General features: G+C 67.7%; 18 protein-coding genes. 16 read left to right on the top strand and 2 right to left on the bottom strand.

What is annotated here, in order from left to right:
- Positions 1 to 14: 14 nt before the first annotated feature.
- From ruvC to fabB, 16 genes are all read left to right on the top strand, one after another.
- The gene (ruvC, locus tag WCE59_RS07000) at positions 15 to 536 is read left to right on the top strand and encodes a crossover junction endodeoxyribonuclease RuvC (protein WP_343258124.1); all 522 of its coding nucleotides are present in this window, start codon (positions 15 to 17) and stop codon (positions 534 to 536) included.
- Positions 537 to 553: 17 nt separating this feature from the next.
- The gene (gene ruvA / locus WCE59_RS06995; RefSeq protein ID WP_343258025.1) at positions 554 to 1,144 is read left to right on the top strand and encodes a Holliday junction branch migration protein RuvA; all 591 of its coding nucleotides are present in this window, start codon (positions 554 to 556) and stop codon (positions 1,142 to 1,144) included.
- A 28-nt stretch (positions 1,145 to 1,172) separates the two neighbouring features.
- Positions 1,173 to 3,083 carry a potassium transporter Kup gene (locus WCE59_RS06990; RefSeq protein ID WP_343258024.1) on the top strand — a complete coding sequence of 637 codons (1,911 nt, stop codon included), beginning with the start codon at positions 1,173 to 1,175 and terminating at the stop codon, positions 3,081 to 3,083.
- Positions 3,084 to 3,134: 51 nt separating this feature from the next.
- Entirely contained in the window at positions 3,135 to 4,145 is a 1,011-nt protein-coding gene (locus WCE59_RS06985) for an LLM class flavin-dependent oxidoreductase (protein ID WP_343258023.1), read from the top strand.
- Positions 4,146 to 4,189: 44 nt separating this feature from the next.
- Positions 4,190 to 5,227, top strand: a complete 1,038-nt coding sequence (gene ruvB, locus WCE59_RS06980) for a Holliday junction branch migration DNA helicase RuvB (protein WP_343258022.1) — start codon at positions 4,190 to 4,192, stop codon at positions 5,225 to 5,227.
- Positions 5,224 to 5,673, top strand: a complete 450-nt coding sequence (ybgC, locus tag WCE59_RS06975) for a tol-pal system-associated acyl-CoA thioesterase (protein ID WP_343258021.1) — start codon at positions 5,224 to 5,226, stop codon at positions 5,671 to 5,673. Before ruvB ends, ybgC begins: the two co-directional genes overlap by 4 nt.
- On the top strand, positions 5,670 to 6,467 hold the full coding sequence (gene tolQ, locus WCE59_RS06970) for a protein TolQ (RefSeq protein WP_343258020.1): 798 nt from the start codon (positions 5,670 to 5,672) through the stop codon (positions 6,465 to 6,467). The genes ybgC and tolQ overlap by 4 nt, the downstream gene beginning before the upstream one ends.
- Positions 6,468 to 6,537: 70 nt before the next feature.
- Positions 6,538 to 6,975: a protein TolR gene (tolR, locus tag WCE59_RS06965; protein ID WP_343258019.1), complete on the top strand. Its 438-nt coding sequence runs from the start codon at positions 6,538 to 6,540 to the stop codon at positions 6,973 to 6,975.
- Positions 6,976 to 7,932 (top strand): cell envelope integrity protein TolA, encoded by a 957-nt coding sequence (locus tag WCE59_RS06960; RefSeq protein WP_343258018.1) that lies wholly within the window; start codon positions 6,976 to 6,978, stop codon positions 7,930 to 7,932. It abuts the gene before it with no gap.
- A 227-nt stretch (positions 7,933 to 8,159) separates the two neighbouring features.
- Complete coding sequence (gene tolB / locus WCE59_RS06955) at positions 8,160 to 9,479, top strand: Tol-Pal system beta propeller repeat protein TolB (protein WP_343258017.1); 1,320 nt, start codon at positions 8,160 to 8,162, stop codon at positions 9,477 to 9,479.
- Between the two features lie 61 nt (positions 9,480 to 9,540).
- On the top strand, positions 9,541 to 10,053 hold the full coding sequence (pal, locus tag WCE59_RS06950; RefSeq protein WP_343258016.1) for a peptidoglycan-associated lipoprotein Pal: 513 nt from the start codon (positions 9,541 to 9,543) through the stop codon (positions 10,051 to 10,053).
- An 11-nt stretch (positions 10,054 to 10,064) separates the two neighbouring features.
- On the top strand, positions 10,065 to 10,859 hold the full coding sequence (ybgF, locus tag WCE59_RS06945) for a tol-pal system protein YbgF (protein ID WP_343258015.1): 795 nt from the start codon (positions 10,065 to 10,067) through the stop codon (positions 10,857 to 10,859).
- A 49-nt stretch (positions 10,860 to 10,908) separates the two neighbouring features.
- Positions 10,909 to 11,586, top strand: a complete 678-nt coding sequence (gene queE / locus WCE59_RS06940; protein ID WP_343258014.1) for a 7-carboxy-7-deazaguanine synthase QueE — start codon at positions 10,909 to 10,911, stop codon at positions 11,584 to 11,586.
- Between the two features lie 9 nt (positions 11,587 to 11,595).
- A complete protein-coding gene (gene queC / locus WCE59_RS06935) occupies positions 11,596 to 12,270 on the top strand; it encodes a 7-cyano-7-deazaguanine synthase QueC (protein ID WP_343258013.1) in 675 nt (224 codons plus the stop codon).
- Positions 12,271 to 12,369: 99 nt separating this feature from the next.
- Positions 12,370 to 12,885, top strand: coding sequence for a 3-hydroxyacyl-[acyl-carrier-protein] dehydratase FabA (fabA, locus tag WCE59_RS06930; RefSeq protein WP_343258012.1), 516 nt, complete (start codon positions 12,370 to 12,372; stop codon positions 12,883 to 12,885).
- A 2-nt stretch (positions 12,886 to 12,887) separates the two neighbouring features.
- Positions 12,888 to 14,111 carry a beta-ketoacyl-ACP synthase I gene (gene fabB, locus WCE59_RS06925; RefSeq protein WP_343258011.1) on the top strand — a complete coding sequence of 408 codons (1,224 nt, stop codon included), beginning with the start codon at positions 12,888 to 12,890 and terminating at the stop codon, positions 14,109 to 14,111.
- A gap of 120 nt (positions 14,112 to 14,231) precedes the next feature.
- Here fabB and WCE59_RS06920 read toward each other — a convergent pair whose 3' ends face one another.
- Complete coding sequence (locus tag WCE59_RS06920) at positions 14,232 to 16,328, bottom strand: TonB-dependent copper receptor (protein WP_343258010.1); 2,097 nt, start codon at positions 16,326 to 16,328, stop codon at positions 14,232 to 14,234.
- A 267-nt stretch (positions 16,329 to 16,595) separates the two neighbouring features.
- Positions 16,596 to 17,702 carry a PLP-dependent cysteine synthase family protein gene (locus WCE59_RS06915; RefSeq protein ID WP_343258009.1) on the bottom strand — a complete coding sequence of 369 codons (1,107 nt, stop codon included), beginning with the start codon at positions 17,700 to 17,702 and terminating at the stop codon, positions 16,596 to 16,598.
- Between the last annotated feature and the right edge of the window lie 14 nt (positions 17,703 to 17,716).

Raw genomic sequence — 17,716 nt, 5'->3', positions numbered from 1 at the left:
CGCCCCGGACTGACGTGACCCGCATCCTCGGCATCGACCCCGGCTCCCAGCGCACCGGCGTGGGCATCATTGATGTCGATCCCGGCGGGCGGATGACCCACGTTTTCAGCGGTCCGGTGGTCCTGCTGTCGGCGCCCGACTTCCCGGGGCGCCTGCGCCTGCTGCTGGACGGGTTGGGCGGACTGATTGATGAGCACCGGCCCGATGAAGTGGTGATCGAGCAGGTGTTCATGGCCCGCAACCCGGATTCGGCGCTGAAGCTGGGCCACGCTCGCGGGGCGGCGATCTGTGCCGCGGTGCTGCGCGACCTGCCGGTGCACGAATACGCGGCCACTGAAATCAAGCTGGCGGTGGTGGGCCGCGGCGGGGCCGAGAAAGGGCAGGTCCAGCACATGGTGGGGCTGCTGCTGAACCTGCATGGCAAGCTGCAGGCCGACGCGGCCGATGCGCTTGCCGCCGCCATCACCCATGCCCACGTGCGTGCAAGTGCCCGCCGCCTCGGCGTGGGAACGCGCCAGGCCTGGGCGCGCAAGTAACTGGAGACGCAGGAAACATGATCGGACGGTTGAAAGGCATCCTCATCCACAAGCAGCCGCCATGGCTGGTGGTGGACGTGGCCGGCGTCGGCTACGAGCTGGAGGCGCCGATGAGCACCTTCTACGACCTGCCCGAGGTGGGCCGCGAGATCTCGCTGTTCACCCACTACGCGCACAAGGAAGACACGGTCTCCCTGTACGGCTTTCTGACCGAGGCCGAGCGGCGCATGTTCCGCGATGTGCAGAAGGTCAGCGGCATCGGCGCGAAGATCGCCCTGGCGATCCTGTCGGGCGCCTCGGTGGGTGAATTCGCCCTGATGGTGCAGGCCGGCGACCTCACCGCGCTGTGCCGCATCCCGGGCATCGGCAAGAAAACCGCCGAGCGCATTGTGGTGGAACTGCGCGACCGCGCGGCGGACATGATCAGCGCGGCGCCTGCGGCGGCGGCCGGCAACGTGCCTGCCGATCCGATGGCCGAGGCCATCGTGGCCCTGCAGCAGCTGGGCTACCGTCCGGCCGAGGCGCAGAAGATGGCCCGTGCCGCCGGTGCCGAAGGCGACGGTGCGGAAGCCATCATCCGCAAGGCGCTACAGTCCGCACTGCGCTGACGCTCCCACCCGCATCCAGGACGCCCGTATGGCCGCAGCACGATCTGCCCGTGGTACTGCGGATGGACACCGCCGGATAGGCCTGTTCGGCCTGACGGTGGGCGCGCTGGGCGTGGTGTTCGGCGATATCGGCACCAGCCCGCTGTATGCCATCCGCGAGGCGTTTTCACCGCACTACGGCCTGGTGGCCAACCACGACACCGTGCTGGGCCTGCTGTCGCTGGTGTTCTGGTCGCTGGTGCTGGTGGTCACGGTGAAGTACGTGAGCATCATTACCCGGGCCGACAACGAGGGCGAGGGCGGGATCATGGCGCTGATGGCGCTGGCCCAGCGCAGCCTGCCGGCGGACTCGCGCGCGGCCTGGCTGGTCGGAATCTTTGGCGTGCTGGGCGCGGCGCTGTTCTTCGGCGATGGCGTGCTGACCCCTGCGGTCTCGGTGCTGGCGGCAGTGGAAGGCCTGGAGGTCGCGGCTCCGCAGCTGGGTCACTGGGTACTGCCGATCGCGGTGGCGGTACTGGTGGGCCTGTTCGCCACCCAGCGCTACGGCACGGCGAAAGTGGGGCGCGTGTTCGGCCCGATCACGATCCTGTGGTTCCTGGTGCTGGCGACGCTGGGCGTGGCCAACATCCTGCATGAGCCGGAGGTGTTGAAGGCGGTTAATCCGGCCTGGGCGGTGCGTTTCTTCATCGACCATGCCTGGGGCGGGATCTTCATCCTTGGCGCGGTGGTGCTGGCGGTCACCGGCGGCGAGGCCATCTATACCGACATGGGGCACTTTGGTGCGCGTCCCGTCCGGATCGCCTGGTACGCCGTGGTGCTGCCGGCGCTGATGCTCAATTACCTGGGGCAGGGCGCGCTGGTGCTGGAGGATCCGGCCGCCGCGGCCAATCCGTTCTATTACGGCGTGCCCGAATGGGGGCGCTTCCCCATGATCGCGCTGGCCACGGCGGCCACGGTGATCGCTTCCCAGGCGGTGATCACGGGCGGTTATTCCATCGCGCGCCAGGCCATGCAGCTGGGCTACATCCCGCGCATGCGCGTGCAGCACACCTCGCGCGAGGCGATCGGCCAAATCTACATTCCCGCGGTCAACTGGACCATGATGGTGGTGGTGCTTGCGCTGGTGATCGGCTTTGGCAGCTCGTCTGCGCTGGCCGCGGCGTATGGCGTATCGGTGTCGCTGACCATGCTGATCGATACGGTGCTGCTGGCAATCGTGGCCCACGCCCTGTGGCCGCAGGCCCGGCGCTGGGTGCTTCCGCTGTGCGTGCTGTTCCTGATCGGGGACATGGCGTTTGTCACCGCCAACCTGGCCAAGGTGCCGCAGGGCGGCTGGTTCCCGGTGCTGCTGGGGCTGGTGCTGTTTACCCTGTTGCGTACCTGGCGCCGCGGCCGGCTGCTGCTGCGCGCGCGCATCCGCGAACACGGCACGCCGATGGACGAGTTCCTGCCCGGGCTGCTGCTGGCGCCGCCGCTGCGGGTGCCGGGCACGGCGGTGTTCCTGACCGCCGACCGCGGCGTGGTGCCGCCGGCGCTGCTCAACAACCTCACCCACAACAAGGTGCTGCACGAGCGCAATGTGGTGCTGACCGTCGACACCCTGGCGGTCCCGTACGCGCCGCGCGGACAGCGGCTGCAGGTCAGGGAAATCGGCGACGGATTCCACCGCGTGGTGGTGCGCTTTGGCTTCATGGAAACGCCTGACCTGCCATTGGCGCTGATGGCGGCCAGTGATGAGCAGGAAAGCTTCTGGTTCGATCCCATGGAGACCACCTGGTTTACCAGCCGCGAAACCGTGGTGCCGGGCGTGCGCCACGGCATGGCGTTGTGGCGGGAGAAGCTGTTTTCCACCATGCATCGCAATGCCGCGCCCGCGTCGGCCTACTTCCACATCCCCGGCGATCGGCTGGTGGAGCTGGGCACGCCCGTGGAAATCTGAGATGCGCGGTGGCGGGTGGCAATGCGGTGCCAGCGCCCTCATCCTGTGGCCATGAGCACATCCCACAAAATTCCGCTTTCCATTCTTGATCTCGCCCCGGTGGCCGAAGGCAGCGACGTTGCCACCGCGTTCTCCGACATGGTCGCCCTGGCCCAGCATGCTGATGCGCTTGGCTACAACCGCTACTGGATGGCCGAGCACCACAACATGCCCGGCGTGGCCAGCGCCGCGACCGCCCTGCTGATCGGGCACGTGGCCGGCGCGACGAAGACGATCCGGGTCGGCGCGGGCGGGGTGATGCTGCCCAACCATGCGCCGCTGCAGGTGGCCGAGCAGTTCGGCACCCTGGCCACGCTGTATCCGGACCGCATCGACCTGGGCCTGGGCCGCGCGCCCGGCACCGACCAGCCCACCGTGCGCGCGCTGCGCCGCTACTACGAAGGCGCCGAGGCCTTTCCCCAGGACGTGGCCGAGCTGCTGCATTACTTCGAACCGGTGAAGCCCGGGCAGCTGGTCCAGGCCGTCCCCGGATCGGGACTCGACGTGCCGGTGTGGATCCTGGGCTCCAGCCTGTTCGGCGCCCAGCTGGCCGCCGCGATGGGCCTGCCGTATTCCTTCGCCTCGCACTTCGCGCCGGCGATGATGAGCGAGGCGCTGGCGCTGTATCACCGCGACTTCAAGCCCTCCAAGCACCTGCGCGAGCCCTACGCGATGCTGGCGCTGAACGTGGTGGCCGCCGATACCCGCAAGGAAGCCGAGCGCGAGTTCACAGCGCTGCAGCAGATGTTTGCCCGCCTGCGCCGCCCCGGCCCGCCGGGCAAGGTGCCGCTGCCGGTGGACGACATCAACGCCGAGCTGAGCCCGCAGGAACTGGCGGCGGTCGGCCAGGCGCTGGCGTGTTCGGTGGTGGGGGATGCGAAGGACGTGGGCGAGGGCATCGCCGACTTCGTCGAGCGTCACCGTCCCAACGAACTGATCCTCACCGCCAACCTGGCCAGCCTGGAAGCACGCAAGCGCAGCTTCGAAATCGCCGCCCAAGCCTGGAGCCTGACTCCCCGGTAGGAGCGCGTGCGCCCGGGATGCGTCGCGTATGCGACCATAACGCGATGACCGAAGAGCGCATCATTGCCGCCGACGCGACCCGCGAGGACGACGCCGTCGAGGCCTCCATCCGGCCGCAGCGGCTGGCCGATTACCTGGGCCAGAAGCCCGTCCGCGAGCAGCTTTCGATCTACATCGAGGCGGCGATCAAGCGCGGCGAGGCCATGGACCACGTGCTGATCTTCGGGCCACCTGGACTGGGCAAGACCACCCTCAGCCACGTGATCGCCAACGAGCTGGGGGTGAACCTGCGGGTCACCTCCGGACCGGTGATCGAGAAGGCCGGTGACCTGGCCGCGCTGCTGACCAACCTGCAGCCGCATGACGTGCTTTTCATCGACGAGATCCACCGCCTCTCGCCCGTGGTCGAGGAAGTCCTGTATCCGGCGATGGAGGATTTCCAGCTCGACATCATGATCGGCGAGGGGCCGGCGGCGCGCTCGATCAAGATCGACCTGCCGCCGTTCACCCTGATCGGGGCCACCACCCGTGCCGGCCTGCTGACCGCGCCGCTGCGCGACCGCTTCGGCATTGTTCAGCGGCTGGAGTTCTACAGCGCCGCGGAACTGGAGCGGATCGTGCGCCGTTCAGCCGGGATCCTGGGCATTGATTGCGAACCGGAGGGCGCGGCCGAGATCGCCCGCCGCGCGCGCGGCACGCCACGCATCGCCAACCGCCTGCTGCGCCGGGTGCGCGATTACGCCCAGGTCCGTGCCGGCGGAAAGATCGACCGCGAGGTGGCGGATGCGGCCATGAAGATGCTCAGCGTGGATCCGGAAGGCTTCGACGACCTGGACCGGCGGCTGCTCAACCTGATCATCGAGAACTTCGATGGCGGCCCGGTCGGCGTTGAATCGCTGGCCGCGGCGCTCAGCGAGGAGCGCGGCACCCTGGAAGACGTGATCGAGCCCTACCTGATCCAACAGGGCTTCCTGGTGCGCACCGCGCGCGGACGCATGGCTTCGGCCAAGGCGTATCGGCATCTTGGATTGGAGCCGCTGCGCAAAGCTGCGGGCCAGGGCGACGCGGAGGGCACATTTTGAGCCGTCCAGCCGGGTTGCAGTCAGCGTTCAGCTTGCCGACAAGGGTGTACTGGGAAGATACCGACGCTGGTGGCGTGGTGTACCACGCACGCTATGTGGCTTTCCTGGAGCGGGCGCGTACCGAATGGATGCGCACCTTCGGGTATGGCCAGGAAGCGCTGCGTACCTCGCACAACCTGGTGTTCGCGGTGCGGGCGATGCGGATGGATTTCCGCGCGCCGGCGCGGCTGGACGATGTCCTTGAAGTCACGGTGGCGCTGCGAGAATGCCGCCGGGCCAGCCTGGTCGTCGACCAGCTGGTTGAACGCGAAGGAAAGTGCCTGCTGGACGCACAAGTGCGGCTGGCGGCGCTGGATGCGGAAAAATTCCGCCCCCGGGCCATCCCGGAGGCGCTGCTTGCCGAACTGGTTCCACACCAAATACAGAAATCTGGAGCGGATGCATGATTCCACTGACGATGTTGCTGCAGGCCACCGAGATCCAGCCGTTGCCCGCAGACGACGCTGCGCTGGCCAGCCAGCTGCCCGCGGATGCTGGCGTGGTTGAAGCGGCCACTGCGGTCGGGGGTGACATCGACATGCTGCAGCTGCTCCTGCACGCATCGATCCCGGTCCAGCTGGTGATGCTGCTGCTGCTGGCCGCATCGATCGCCTCGTGGGTGATCATCTTCCGCAAGAAGAAGCTGCTCGACCGCGCCCAGCGTGAGGCCGACCGGTTCGAGGAGAAGTTCTGGTCCGGCTCGGACATGGGCAAGCTCTATGCCGCCGCCACCGAGCGCAACCGAGAGATCGGAGGGCTGGAGTCGATCTTCGAATCCGGCTTCCGCGAGTTCTCCCGCCAGCGTGAGCGCCGCAGCGCTACCCCCGCCAGCCAGCTCGAAGGCGCCCAGCGCGGCATGCGCGTGGCCACCTCGCGCGAGCTGGACGGGCTGGAACACAACCTGGAATTCCTCGCCAACGTCGGCTCGATCGCGCCGTATGTGGGCCTGCTCGGCACCGTGTGGGGAATCATGATTTCCTTCCAGGGCCTGGCCAACGTGCAGGAAGCGACTATCGCCACCGTCGCCCCGGGCATCTCCGAGGCGCTGATTGCGACCGCGATGGGCCTGTTCGCCGCGATCCCGGCGGTGTGGGCCTACAACCGCTACGCCACCAAGGTCGAGCGCATCGCCACCCGCTACGAGTCCTTTGCCGACGAGTTTTCCTCGATCCTGGAGCGCCAGGCCTACCCCGGGGAGTGACGGCGTGGGGTCAGCCCCCGCCGCCCATCCTCGAACGTTTGCCTGATCGCCCCTGCAGTCCGGAGTCCCCATGTCGGTCATCTCCAATCGCCGTCGTCACCGCCGCAAGCTCAAGAACGAGATCAACGTCGTTCCCTATATCGACGTGATGCTGGTGCTGCTGATCATCTTCATGGTCACCGCGCCGCTGTTGAACCTGGGCACGCAGGTGAACCTGCCCGATTCCAGCGCCCGCTCGCTCGGCTCGCCCAAGGATCCGGTGGTGGTGAGCGTGTACGCCGACGGTTCGCTGGGACTGATGATCGAGAACGTCAACCAGGCTGTCGACGTGGCCGGCCTGCGCGAGCGTATGCAGGCCATCCACAACCAGAACCCCGAGGCCAGCGTGCTGGTCAACGGCGATCGCGACGCCAGCTACCAGAGCGTGATCCGCGCCATCGACACCATCAATCAGGCCGGGGTGACCCGGGTCAGCCTGATCAGCCGCCCGCAGGAGGGCGGCGAATAAATGCGTGAGGCGCGTGCCGACACCGTCCAGGCGGTCGTGCTGGCGCTGCTGCTGCACGTGCTGCTGTTCGCGCTGGTGTTCATGGGGTTGCACTGGTCCCGGAGCGCGGCGCCGCAGGCAGCGGGCGTGCCGATCAGCGCCGAGCTGGTGGATGCCGACGCGCTGTCGGCAGCCGCCCAGCAGGCGCTGGCCGAGGTGCCCGAACCCATGCCCGCACCGGAACCCGAGCCCGCGCCCGCGCCGGTCGAGGAAGACGTGGCACCCCTGCCGCAGCCGCTGCCCGAGCCGGTGCCCGAAGACGCCGAGGTGGAGCCGCAGCCTGCACCGCAGGAGCAGATCCCGGATCCCGACGTGGTGGACCAGGACGAGGCCCGCGCCGACGCCGAGTCCGAACTGGCCGCCGAGCGCGAGCAGGAAGAGCGTCGCCGTCAGGAGCAGATCGAACTGGCTGAGCGGCAGAAGCAGGAAGAAGCCGAACAGAAGCGTCGCCTTCAACGCCAGCAGCGCGAGCAGGAACTGGCCAAACTGCGCGCCGAGCAGGAGCAGATCCGCCGCGAAGCCGATGAGGCCCAGCGCAAGCTGGACCAGATCTCCAGCGCCCGCGAGCGTCGTGACGCAGAACAGGCCGCCGGCTCCACCGCCAGCCCGCCGCGCGGCACCCCAGATGGCGACAGCGACCTGGCCGCGCGCTATGCGGCCGCGCTGCAGGACGCGATCGTGCGCAACTGGACCCGGCCGGACAACGTGGCCCTGGGGCAGCGCTGTCGGATCTACATCACCCAGCTGCCCGGCGGGCAGGTGATGAACGTCGAGTTCGACAGCTCCTGCCCCTATGACGCGCTGGGCCGGCGGTCGGTGGAGGCCGCGGTGCGTCGCGCCGAACCGCTGCCGTATGCAGGCTTCGAATCGGTGTTCAACCGCAGGCTCAACCTCAACTTCACCGCCCAGGACCGGTAGGAGCGCGCCATGCGCGCGAAGCCGCGTGACAACGGGCACCCCGCGTGGCGTCGGTTCCGGTGACTTGGCCGACGACACGCCCCAAGATTGGATTCACGCGGCTTCGCGCATGGCGCGCTCCTACAGCTGGTCAGCCCCAGCGATGGTTGCCGTTCATCCATCCTCCACGCGCTGCGGCCAAGCTGTAGCGTTGTGAATATTCCCTTTTCCCCATTTCGAGCAAGACGATGAAATCCATAACCCGCTTCCTCGTTGCCCTGTTTGCGCTGCTGCTGCCCGTCGCTGTCATGGCGCAGCAGCAGGGCCTGGAGATCGATATCGTCGGCGGCCATGCCTCGGCGCTGCCGATCGCCGTGGTGCCGATGCCCTATCAGGGCTCCAGCACAGCGCCCGATACCGACGTGGCCGCGGTGATCCGCGCCAACCTCGACCGCTCCGGCCAGTTCCGTACGCTGCCCGAACGCGACATCGTCGAGCGGCCGACGCGCGGCGCCGAGGTCCAGTACCCCACCTGGCGCATGCTGCGGCAGGATTTCCTGGTGGTGGGCCGGGTGCTGGACGCAGCCGGCGGCGGCTACCGGGTGGAGTACGAACTGTTCGACGTGGCCAAGCAGGAGCGGGTGCTGGGCATGGCCATGACCGGCCGCGCCAGCGCCATGCGCGACGTGGCCCACCAGATGTCGGATGCCATCTACGAAGCGATCCTGGGCGTGCGCGGCGCGTTCTGGACCCGGATCGCCTATGTCACCCAGACCGGCGCCGGTGAAAGCGCGCGCTACGCGCTGATCGTCGCTGATTCGGACGGCTTCAACCCGCAGACGGTGGTGCGATCCAACGAGCCGCTGCTGTCCCCGGCCTGGAGCCCGGATGGCAACCGCCTGGCCTACGTGAGCTTTGAAGGCGGCAACTCGGCCGTTTATATCCAGAACATCTCCACCGGCGGGCGCGAGCTGGTGTCCAGCTTCCGCGGCATCAACGCCTCGCCCGCATTCTCACCGGACGGCAGCCGCTTGGCGTTGACCCTCTCGCGCAGCGGCAACCCGGAGATCTACGTGATGGATCTGGGCAGCAAGGCGCTGACCCGGCTGACCAACCACTTCGGCATCGACACCTCGCCCGCTTGGAGCCATGACGGCAACAGCATCTATTTCACCTCTGATCGTGGCGGCCGGCCGCAGGTTTACCAGGTTCCTGCCAGTGGTGGCGGAGAGAGCCGGGCGACCTTCCAGGGCAGCTACAACTCCGACCCCAGCGTGTCCTTCGACGGGCAGAAGATTGCCGTAGCGCAAGGCGCGGGCAACGTGTACCGTATTGCGGTGCTGGATAGAAGCCTCGGCACGCCGCGCTGGTCCACGCTGTCTCCCGGTTCGCTCGATGAATCACCGAGCTTTGCACCGAATGCCAGCATGATCCTGTACGCGGCACGTGAGGGACGGCGAGGGGTGTTGTATGCCGTTTCTTCCGATGGCCGGGTGCGCCAGCGACTGGTGCTTGCTGATGGTGACGTGCGGGAGCCGGCCTGGGGTCCGTTCCGGGAACAACGCTGACGCCGTCTCCACATTGTTTCCATCAACCTGAACGCTGTTGTTCAACCATAGGATCGACGAGATGAAGACCACCACCCGTATTGTGTTCATCGCTGCGCTTTGCGTTGCAGCCGTGGGCTGTTCCAAGCAGGTGAAGGAGGAAGCGCCGCAGCCGACCGCGCCGCCGCCGCCGACCGCAACCCAGCCTGCTCCGACCGCCGGTGTGTACGGTCCCGAGGACCTGGACACCGATGCTTGCCTGCGCCAGCGGGTGGTGTACTTCGATTTCGACCAGGAATCGGTGCGTCCGGAGTTCCAGGCCCAGATGGCCTGCCACGCCAAGTACCTGCGCGACCGTCCGTCGGCACGGGTGACTCTGGAAGGCCACGCCGACGAGCGCGGCAGCCGTGACTACAACCTGGGCCTGGGTGAGCGCCGCGGCAACGCCGTGTCTTCCGCCCTGCAGGCCAATGGCGGTTCCGGCACCCAGCTGACCACCGTCAGCTACGGCGAAGAGCGCCCGAGCTGCACCGATGTCAACGAAGACTGCTGGGCGCGCAACCGTCGCGTTGAGATCGTCTACAGCGCACGCTGATCGCTGACTTCATGCGTAGACTGATTGTTCCAGTCGTGGTTGCGGCGGCCCTTGTTGCCGCCGCTCCTGCGTTTGCACAGCGCGCAAGCCTGGCCGATCGCGTAGCCGCACTTGAGCGCCAGGATTCGACCACCCGCAGTTCCAACGTCGACCTGCTCAATCAGGTCACCGAGCTGCGTCGCGAAGTGGTGCAGCTGCGTTCGCAGATTGAAGAGCTGCAGCACGGCATCGAGCAGATGCGCGAAACCAGCCGTGCCCAGTACCTGGATGCGGACGGCCGGCTCAACCGCCTGGAAGGCGGCTTCGTGCCGGAACCGGCGGATGACGAGGCCGGCGAAGCCGGTGCTTCGTTGCCGGTCCCCGTGCCGGAGACCGCTGCAGGTGCCGCCGAGCGGCCGCGCCTGCCAGCGCAGGACCCGGATGAGCGGGCCGCCTATGAGGTCGCCTTCAGCGCCCTGCGGGCTGGCGAGTATGAAAAGTCCACGGAACTGTTCCGGCAGTTCCTCGGCGCGCACCCGGATGGGACGCTGGTTCCCAATGCCCAGTATTGGCTGGGTGAAAGTTTTTACGTGCTGGAGGACTACGACGCCGCCCAGCGCGCGTTCGAAGCCCTGATCCAGCGCTTCCCCGAGGACTCGCGCACGCCGCGTGCGCTGCTCAAGGTGGGCCTGTCGCAGTACGGAAGGCAGGACATGGAATCCGCCGAGCAGACGCTGGCCCAGGTGATCGAGCGCTACCCGGGCAGCGATGCGGCGGCGACCGCCGACGATCGCCTTCGCGTCATCCGCCTGAGCCGTTTGCGCTGAGGCCAGGTGCTGCCGGCGTCCGCCCGGCAGGCTCCGTACAATTGCACCCATGAACCAAGTTGCTGTCCCTGATGCCGCCACGGCGGTCGACCGGCTCCGGATTACCGAAATCTTCCTGTCATTGCAGGGCGAGGCACGGGAAGCCGGCTGGCCGACCGTGTTCGTCCGCCTGACCGGCTGCCCGCTGCGCTGCCATTACTGCGACACCGCCTATGCGTTCCATGGCGGGCAGTGGTGGACGATCGACGACATCGTGGCCGAAGTGGCCCGCCACGGCGTGCGCCACGTGTGCGTGACCGGGGGTGAGCCGCTGGCGCAGAAGCGCTGCGTGGACCTGCTGCAGCGGCTGTGCGAGGCCGGGCATGCGGTATCGCTGGAAACCTCCGGCGCAATCGATATCGGCCGCGTCGACCCGCGGGTCAGCCGGGTGCTGGATATCAAGACCCCCGGCTCGGGTGAGGCCCACCGCAACCTGTGGGAAAACATCGCGCTGCTGACGCCGCACGATCAGGTCAAGTTCGTCCTGTGCGGGCGCGAAGACTATGAGTGGGCCAGCGGCATCGTGCGCGAGCACGACATTGCAGCCCGCTGCGACGTGCTGTTTTCACCCAGCAAGAGCGAGCTGGCACCGCGTGACCTGGCCGACTGGATCGTGGCCGACCGCCTGCCGGTGCGCTTCCAGATGCAGCTGCACAAGATTCTCTGGAATGACGAACCGGGACGCTGAGGCAGAACCATGAAGAAAGCAGTCGTACTCCTGTCCGGTGGCATGGACTCCGCGGTGGTGCTGGCCATGGCCCGCGAACAGGGTTTTTCCGTGCATGCGCTGAGCGTGGACTACGGCCAGCGCCATCCCGCTGAGCTGCAGGCTGCCGCGCGGGTTGCGCAGGCGCAGGGCGCGGTGGCACACAAGACGGTGTCGGTGGATCTGCGCAGCATCGGCGGCTCGGCGCTGACCGACGATATCGACGTTCCCGAGGCAAGCGCGCACAGCGAGGGCGATATCCCGGCCACCTATGTGCCGGCGCGCAATACGATCATGCTCTCCATCGCGCTGGGCTGGGCCGAAGTGCTGGGCGCGGCGGACATCTTCTGCGGGGTCAACGCAGTCGATTATTCCGGCTACCCCGATTGCCGTCCCGAGTTCATTGATGCCTTCCAGACGCTGGCCAACCTGGCGACCCAGGCGGGCGTGGAAGGCGCCGGGATCCGCGTGCACGCGCCGCTGATGGCGCTGGGCAAGGACGGGATCGTGCGCGAAGGGCTGCGACTGGGCGTGGACTTCGCCGCCACCGTGTCGTGCTACAGCGCCGATGCAGCAGGGCGCGCCTGCGGGCGCTGTGATGCCTGCCGGCTGCGGGCCGATGGCTTCTCCGGGGCCGGCGTTTCCGACCCCACGCGTTACAGCTGAATACACTGTCCGGACGCCGAAAACAGGCGCACGGATGACATTCCGGAAATTTTCCGGCAAAACACGCAAAATAGACGGGTTCCCCCACCATTGGACGACATGAACCAGCCTTCCTCCTTCGACTATGAGCAGCTGCTCGCCTGTTCGCGCGGCGAACTTTTCGGTCCCGGCAATGCCCGGCTCCCCGCGCCGCCGATGCTCATGTTCGATCGCATCACCCATGTCTCCACCGAGGGTGGGCGCTATGGCAAGGGCGAGCTGAAGGCCGAGCTGGATATCCGTCCGGACCTGTGGTTTTTCGACTGTCATTTCGAAGGCGACCCGGTGATGCCGGGCTGCCTGGGCCTCGATGCCATGTGGCAGCTGTGCGGCTTCTATCTGCCGTGGCTGGGCGCGACCGGACTCGGCCGCGCGCTGGGCGTGGGCCAGGTGAAGTTCAGCGGCCAGGTGCTGCCGGGCGCGAAGGTGGTGAGTTACGAAATCGACATCCGCCGCACCATGCGCGGCAAGCTGGACCTGGTGATTGCCGACGGGCGTACGCTGGTTGACGGGCGGGAGATCTACCTGGCCTCCGATCTGCGCGTGGGCCTGTTTTCCTCTACTGAAGGGTTCTGATCATGCGTCGCGTGGTAGTGACCGGAATGGGCGTTGTTTCCTGCCTTGGCAATGACCTGGACACGGTGTCCAAGTCGTTGCGCGACAGCCGCCCGGGAATCAGCTTCGTCCCCGAATACGAAGAGCTGGGCCTGCGCAGCCGGGTCGCCGGTGTGCCGGAGATCGACCTGACGGCTGAAATCGACCGCAAGCTCAAGCGCTTCATGGGCGACGCGGCGGCATACGCCTACGTGGCCGCCCGGGATGCGATCGCGGCTGCGGGACTGACCGATGAGCAGGTGCGCAGCGTGCGCACCGGCCTGGTGGCGGGATCGGGTGGCGGCTCGCCGCAGTGGCAGGTGGAAACCGCAGACCTGCTGCGCAACCGCGGCGTGCGCAAGGTGGGGCCGTACATGGTGCCGCGCTCGATGGGTTCGACCGTATCGGCCACCCTGTCCACGGGCTTCGGCATCCGCGGCGTGAGCTATTCGCTCTCGGCCGCCTGCGCCACGTCGGCGCACTGCATCGGTGCCGGTGCGGACCTGATCCGCCACGGCGCCCAGGACATCGTGATCGCCGGTGGTGGCGAAGAGCTGCACTGGGCCATGACCGCCCAGTTCGACGCCATGGGCGCGCTGTCGACCAAGCGCAATGACACGCCGTTGAGCGCCTCGCGCCCGTATGACGCGGATCGCGACGGATTCGTGATTGCAGGCGGTGGCGGCATGCTGGTGCTGGAGGAATACGAGCATGCGGTAGCGCGTGGGGCGACGATCCTGGCCGAACTCACCGGCTATGGCGTGACCTCCGACGGCGCCGACATGGTGGCGCCTTCTGGCGAAGGCGCGGTGCGCTGCATGCAGATGGCGCTGGCCGGTCTCAACGGCACGCCGGTGGGCGAGGTCGATTACCTCAACACCCACGGCACTTCGACCCCGCTCGGCGACGTCGTCGAGCTGGAGGCGGTGCGCGAGGCATTCGCCGGCAAGGTGCCGCCGCTGTCGTCGACCAAGGCGCTGACCGGGCATTCGCTGGGTGCCGCCAGCGTGCACGAGGCCATCTACAGCCTGCTGATGATGCGTGATGGTTTCATCGCCGGCTCGGCCAATATCGAACAGCTGGATGAGCGGGCGGAAGGCTTCCCGATCGTGCGCGAGAGCCGCAGCGCGGACCTGCGTACGGTCCTGTCCAACAGCTTCGGCTTTGGCGGCACCAACGCCAGCCTGGTGTTCTCCCGCGTCGAGTGATCGTCGGGGGTGTAACCCCGACCTACGGGGGACGACCCACATTTCGTAGGTCGGCCCTACGCGGCCGACGCGAGATTCCGGTCCGCACGGGCCGGGGGCATGGCCCCCGACCCGATCACGTCAGTACTCCAGGTTGAGCTTCACCCAGGCGGTGCGCCCGGGTTCGTTGATCCGTACGGGATCGGCCGGGTAGCCGAATGCGCTGTTGCCGGCCAGGTTCAGGTGCTCGCTGTAGGCGCGGTCGAACAGGTTGTCGATGCCGGCCGTCAGCTGCATCCGCTCGCTGAAGCGGTAGCCGCCGTTGAGCGAGAACACCGCGAAGCCCGAGCTTGGTCCCAGGTCGCGGCCGACCACATTGCCCAGCGAGTCGCTCACCCGGTCCTGGCTGGCGACCACCCGCAGCAGGGCGCCCGCGGTCCAGCGACCGTTGTCATAGGCGGCAGTCAGGCGCGATTCGAACGGCGTCATCTGCGGCAGCGGCTGGCCGCTGTCGGCCAGCTCGCCCCAGGCATAGGCGATGCTGCCGCCGAGCTTCCAGTGCTCAATCGGACGCCACTCCATCCCGGCCTCGCCGCCGCGGATATCGGCATCGGCGTTGTCTGCAGTGGTCGCGCCGTGGTGGCCGTAGTCGAACAGGATGTAATCGGCCATGCGGCCCGCGTACACCGAGACCCAGGCGTCGATTGATTCGCCCTTCCAGTTGAGGCCCAGGTCCACCTGGGTGGTGCGTTCCGGATCAACGCCGGCAAATGCATTGGCGGCGCCTGCCGGGCCGTTGTCGGGGGAAAACAGCTCCCAGTAATCGGGCATCCGCGCGGTGTGGCCCAGACCGGCGTACCAGCTGAAGCCGCTGTCGGCGAGGGTCTGCTCGTAGCGCACGAAGACCGACGGCAGGGTTTCGCTGCGCTCCATGCCGGCGGTGGGGTTGGGGGCGGCCATGCCACCGCCGTGGCCGCCAGCGCCCAGGTGGGTGCGACGGTCTTCGGCTTCGGCCCGGTCCACGCGGGCGCCGGCGATCAGGTGGTGCTCGCTGCTGATGTGCCAGTGCAGCTCGGCAAACGCGCCTGACTGGCGGAAGCGGGCGTCCACGTTCCACGGCTCGGCCAGGTAGGCACTTCGTCCCATCGCACTGCGTTTGCCATGGCGGCTGGCGCGGGCATCCAGGCCACCGGTCAGGTCCCAGTGGTCGCCACGCCAGGTCAGGGCCACGCGGCCACCGGTGGTGCGGCTGGCCACGTTGCTGGCCATCGGCATCGGCATGCTGCTGTCCGGGTCCGGGCTGCGCAGGGTGTAGTTGTCCATGACGTGATCGACGTCGTTGTAGTAGAGGTTGGCTTCCACATCGGTGAGCACGCCGTCCATGTTGCTGCGCTCAAAGCGCAGCCCGTAGCTGGTGCGGTCGAACACCGAGCCGTCCATGCCGCGGCCCGCATAGCGCGCCTCACCGTCGCCCCGGCCCACGCTGGCTTCGATCAGGGTATCGGCGTCGGGAGTCCAGCCGATGGCGGCGTCGGCGTTCCACTTCAGCCAGGCCGAATGAACCCGGCGGCCATCGCCATCTTCGTAGTCATCGGCTTCCGAGCGGTTGGCGGTGACCCGGCCGTAGAAGGATTCATTGCCACCGGCGAAATCCAGCACCTGGTCATTGCGACCGCTGCTGCCGCCGAGCACGCTGCCCCGCGCCTGGATGCCGGGTTCGGGGAAGTAGGGGATGTCGCGCTCGAAGCGCACCGTGCCGGCGGCCGCGCCGCCGCCCCACAGCACCGTCTGCGGCCCTTTGACTACGGTCAGGCCATCCCAGGTCTCCGGGGAGATGTAGGACATTGCGTTGTCCATGCGCGAGGGGCAGGCCCCGGCCAGGGCACCGTCGCCGGCGAGCAGGTTCAGGCGCGATCCGAACATGCCGCGCAGCACCGGATCGCCGTTGGTGCCGCCGCCGCGCATCACCGCAAAGCCGGGGATGGTCTTGAGGTAGTCGGCGCCGTCGCTGGCGGGAACCGGCTGGCGCGGTTGGCGCGGATCGGTGACGAAGGTCAGGGCCGCACTGGGCGCTACGCCGGTCACGATCAGGGCATCGAAATCGACGACGTCCGGGTTGGCATCGTATGGAGCGGCGTCGGATGGATTGGCAGCTGCCGGAGCAACAAACGCGAGTGCGGCCACGACGGCCACGCACAGGCAGGACGGGCACAGGCGCGCAAACGGGGGGTACGACATGTTGGCTCCAAGGCGCTTGGTACGGCACAGGGCCGCGTATGGGGTCGAACCAGGGCGGGTCAGACCGAGCGCGACCAGCGCCATCCCGCGGAAGCTGCCAGACGCCCGCTGTCGGCGGGTGGAACGCGTTGCCTGGGGCCGTGCGTACGGCATCGTGATCGCTGTTTTCTGCTCTCCGGACGGTGTTGTCCGGTGTTGCAGACATTGTTGGCGATGGAGTCAGGTCCGCCCATGACGCAGGTCAACCGGCGGGCAGATGGTGGAGCTTCAGTCCCAGGGGTGCCAGCTGCCGCCGGCCACGGTGCCCTGCAGGGCTTCAATGATGGGAGCCGAATCAATGCCGTTGCGCGTCAGCCACTGCGTGTCGTAGAGCGTCTGGTCGTAGCGTTCCCCGGGATCGCACAGCAGGGTGACGATGCTGCCTTTCAGGCCCTGCTCGCGCATGCGGCAGGCCAGCTGCAGGCAGGCGACCAGGTTGGTGCCCGAGGAGCCGCCGTAGCGACGCCCCAGATGCTCCTTGAGCAGCCACATGCCGGCGACGGATGCCGCGTCGGGCACCTCGATCACATCGTCCACGGTTTCAAATACCCAGCCCGGCTCCACCTGTGGCCGGCCGATGCCTTCGATCAACGTCGGCCGGCTGCAGCGGACGTTGCGGTCGCGGCTCCGCCAGGCGTGGACGAACGCGCTGCCGCTGGGCTCGGCCACGCACAGCTGGGTGGCCAGTCCGCGATAGCGCAGGTAGCGGCCGATGGTGGCCGAGGTGCCGCCGGTGCCAACGCCACATACGATCCAGGCCGGCTCCGGGTGCGGCTCGGCGGCCAGCTGGGTGAGGATCGATTCGGCGATATTGTTGTTGCCGCGCCAGTCGGTGGCGGTCACCGCCAGGCCGAACTGGTCCAGGTGACAGGCACCGTTGGCGGCGTGCCAGGCGGCGCGTTCGTACACCTGCGAGGGATCCTCCACCAGGTCGCAGTGCCCACCCAGCGCCTGCACATCGGCAATCTTGCGCGGCGCGGTGGCGGCGGGCATCACCGCTGTGAACGGCAGGCCAAGCAGACGCGCGAACCAGGCCTCCGAGATCGCGGTGCTGCCCGACGAGGCATCCACGACGGACTGGCCCTGGCGCAGGCGGCCATTGCACAGCGCGTACAGATACAGCGAGCGGGCCAGCCGATGCTTGAGGCTGCCGGTTGGGTGGGCGGCCTCGTCCTTGAAGTAGAACTCGATGCCGGGAAAGCCCTTGAACGCCAGCCGCAACAGATGGGTATCAGCCGAGCGGGCCGCCTCCTGGCGCAGCAGCTTCAACGCTTCGCGGGTCCAGAGACGGTGGCTGGCGGAGTCTTCGACGGAGGGGGAAATCTGCGTATCCATGTGCAACCAAGGAT

The sequence above is a fragment of the Luteimonas qiangzhengi genome (assembly GCF_039548515.1).
In the GTDB taxonomy this organism is placed as follows: domain Bacteria; phylum Pseudomonadota; class Gammaproteobacteria; order Xanthomonadales; family Xanthomonadaceae; genus Luteimonas.
The sequence above is the reverse complement of the archived record's forward strand: the minus strand, read 5'-3'. Positions and strand labels throughout refer to the sequence as shown.

What these genes read in the sequence shown, in the direction of transcription:
- ruvA (WP_343258025.1), top strand. Translation starts at nt 554, where the DNA reads ATGATCGGACGGTTGAAAGGCATCCTCATCCACAAGCAGCCGCCATGG.
- WCE59_RS06990 (WP_343258024.1), top strand. Translation starts at nt 1,173, where the DNA reads ATGGCCGCAGCACGATCTGCCCGTGGTACTGCGGATGGACACCGCCGG.
- WCE59_RS06985 (WP_343258023.1), top strand. Translation starts at nt 3,135, where the DNA reads ATGAGCACATCCCACAAAATTCCGCTTTCCATTCTTGATCTCGCCCCG.
- ruvB (WP_343258022.1), top strand. Translation starts at nt 4,190, where the DNA reads ATGACCGAAGAGCGCATCATTGCCGCCGACGCGACCCGCGAGGACGAC.
- tolQ (WP_343258020.1), top strand. Translation starts at nt 5,670, where the DNA reads ATGATTCCACTGACGATGTTGCTGCAGGCCACCGAGATCCAGCCGTTG.
- tolR (WP_343258019.1), top strand. Translation starts at nt 6,538, where the DNA reads ATGTCGGTCATCTCCAATCGCCGTCGTCACCGCCGCAAGCTCAAGAAC.
- WCE59_RS06960 (WP_343258018.1), top strand. Translation starts at nt 6,976, where the DNA reads ATGCGTGAGGCGCGTGCCGACACCGTCCAGGCGGTCGTGCTGGCGCTG.
- tolB (WP_343258017.1), top strand. Translation starts at nt 8,160, where the DNA reads ATGAAATCCATAACCCGCTTCCTCGTTGCCCTGTTTGCGCTGCTGCTG.
- pal (WP_343258016.1), top strand. Translation starts at nt 9,541, where the DNA reads ATGAAGACCACCACCCGTATTGTGTTCATCGCTGCGCTTTGCGTTGCA.
- ybgF (WP_343258015.1), top strand. Translation starts at nt 10,065, where the DNA reads ATGCGTAGACTGATTGTTCCAGTCGTGGTTGCGGCGGCCCTTGTTGCC.
- queE (WP_343258014.1), top strand. Translation starts at nt 10,909, where the DNA reads ATGAACCAAGTTGCTGTCCCTGATGCCGCCACGGCGGTCGACCGGCTC.
- queC (WP_343258013.1), top strand. Translation starts at nt 11,596, where the DNA reads ATGAAGAAAGCAGTCGTACTCCTGTCCGGTGGCATGGACTCCGCGGTG.
- fabA (WP_343258012.1), top strand. Translation starts at nt 12,370, where the DNA reads ATGAACCAGCCTTCCTCCTTCGACTATGAGCAGCTGCTCGCCTGTTCG.
- fabB (WP_343258011.1), top strand. Translation starts at nt 12,888, where the DNA reads ATGCGTCGCGTGGTAGTGACCGGAATGGGCGTTGTTTCCTGCCTTGGC.
- WCE59_RS06920 (WP_343258010.1), bottom strand. Translation starts at nt 16,328, where the DNA reads ATGTCGTACCCCCCGTTTGCGCGCCTGTGCCCGTCCTGCCTGTGCGTG.
- WCE59_RS06915 (WP_343258009.1), bottom strand. Translation starts at nt 17,702, where the DNA reads ATGGATACGCAGATTTCCCCCTCCGTCGAAGACTCCGCCAGCCACCGT.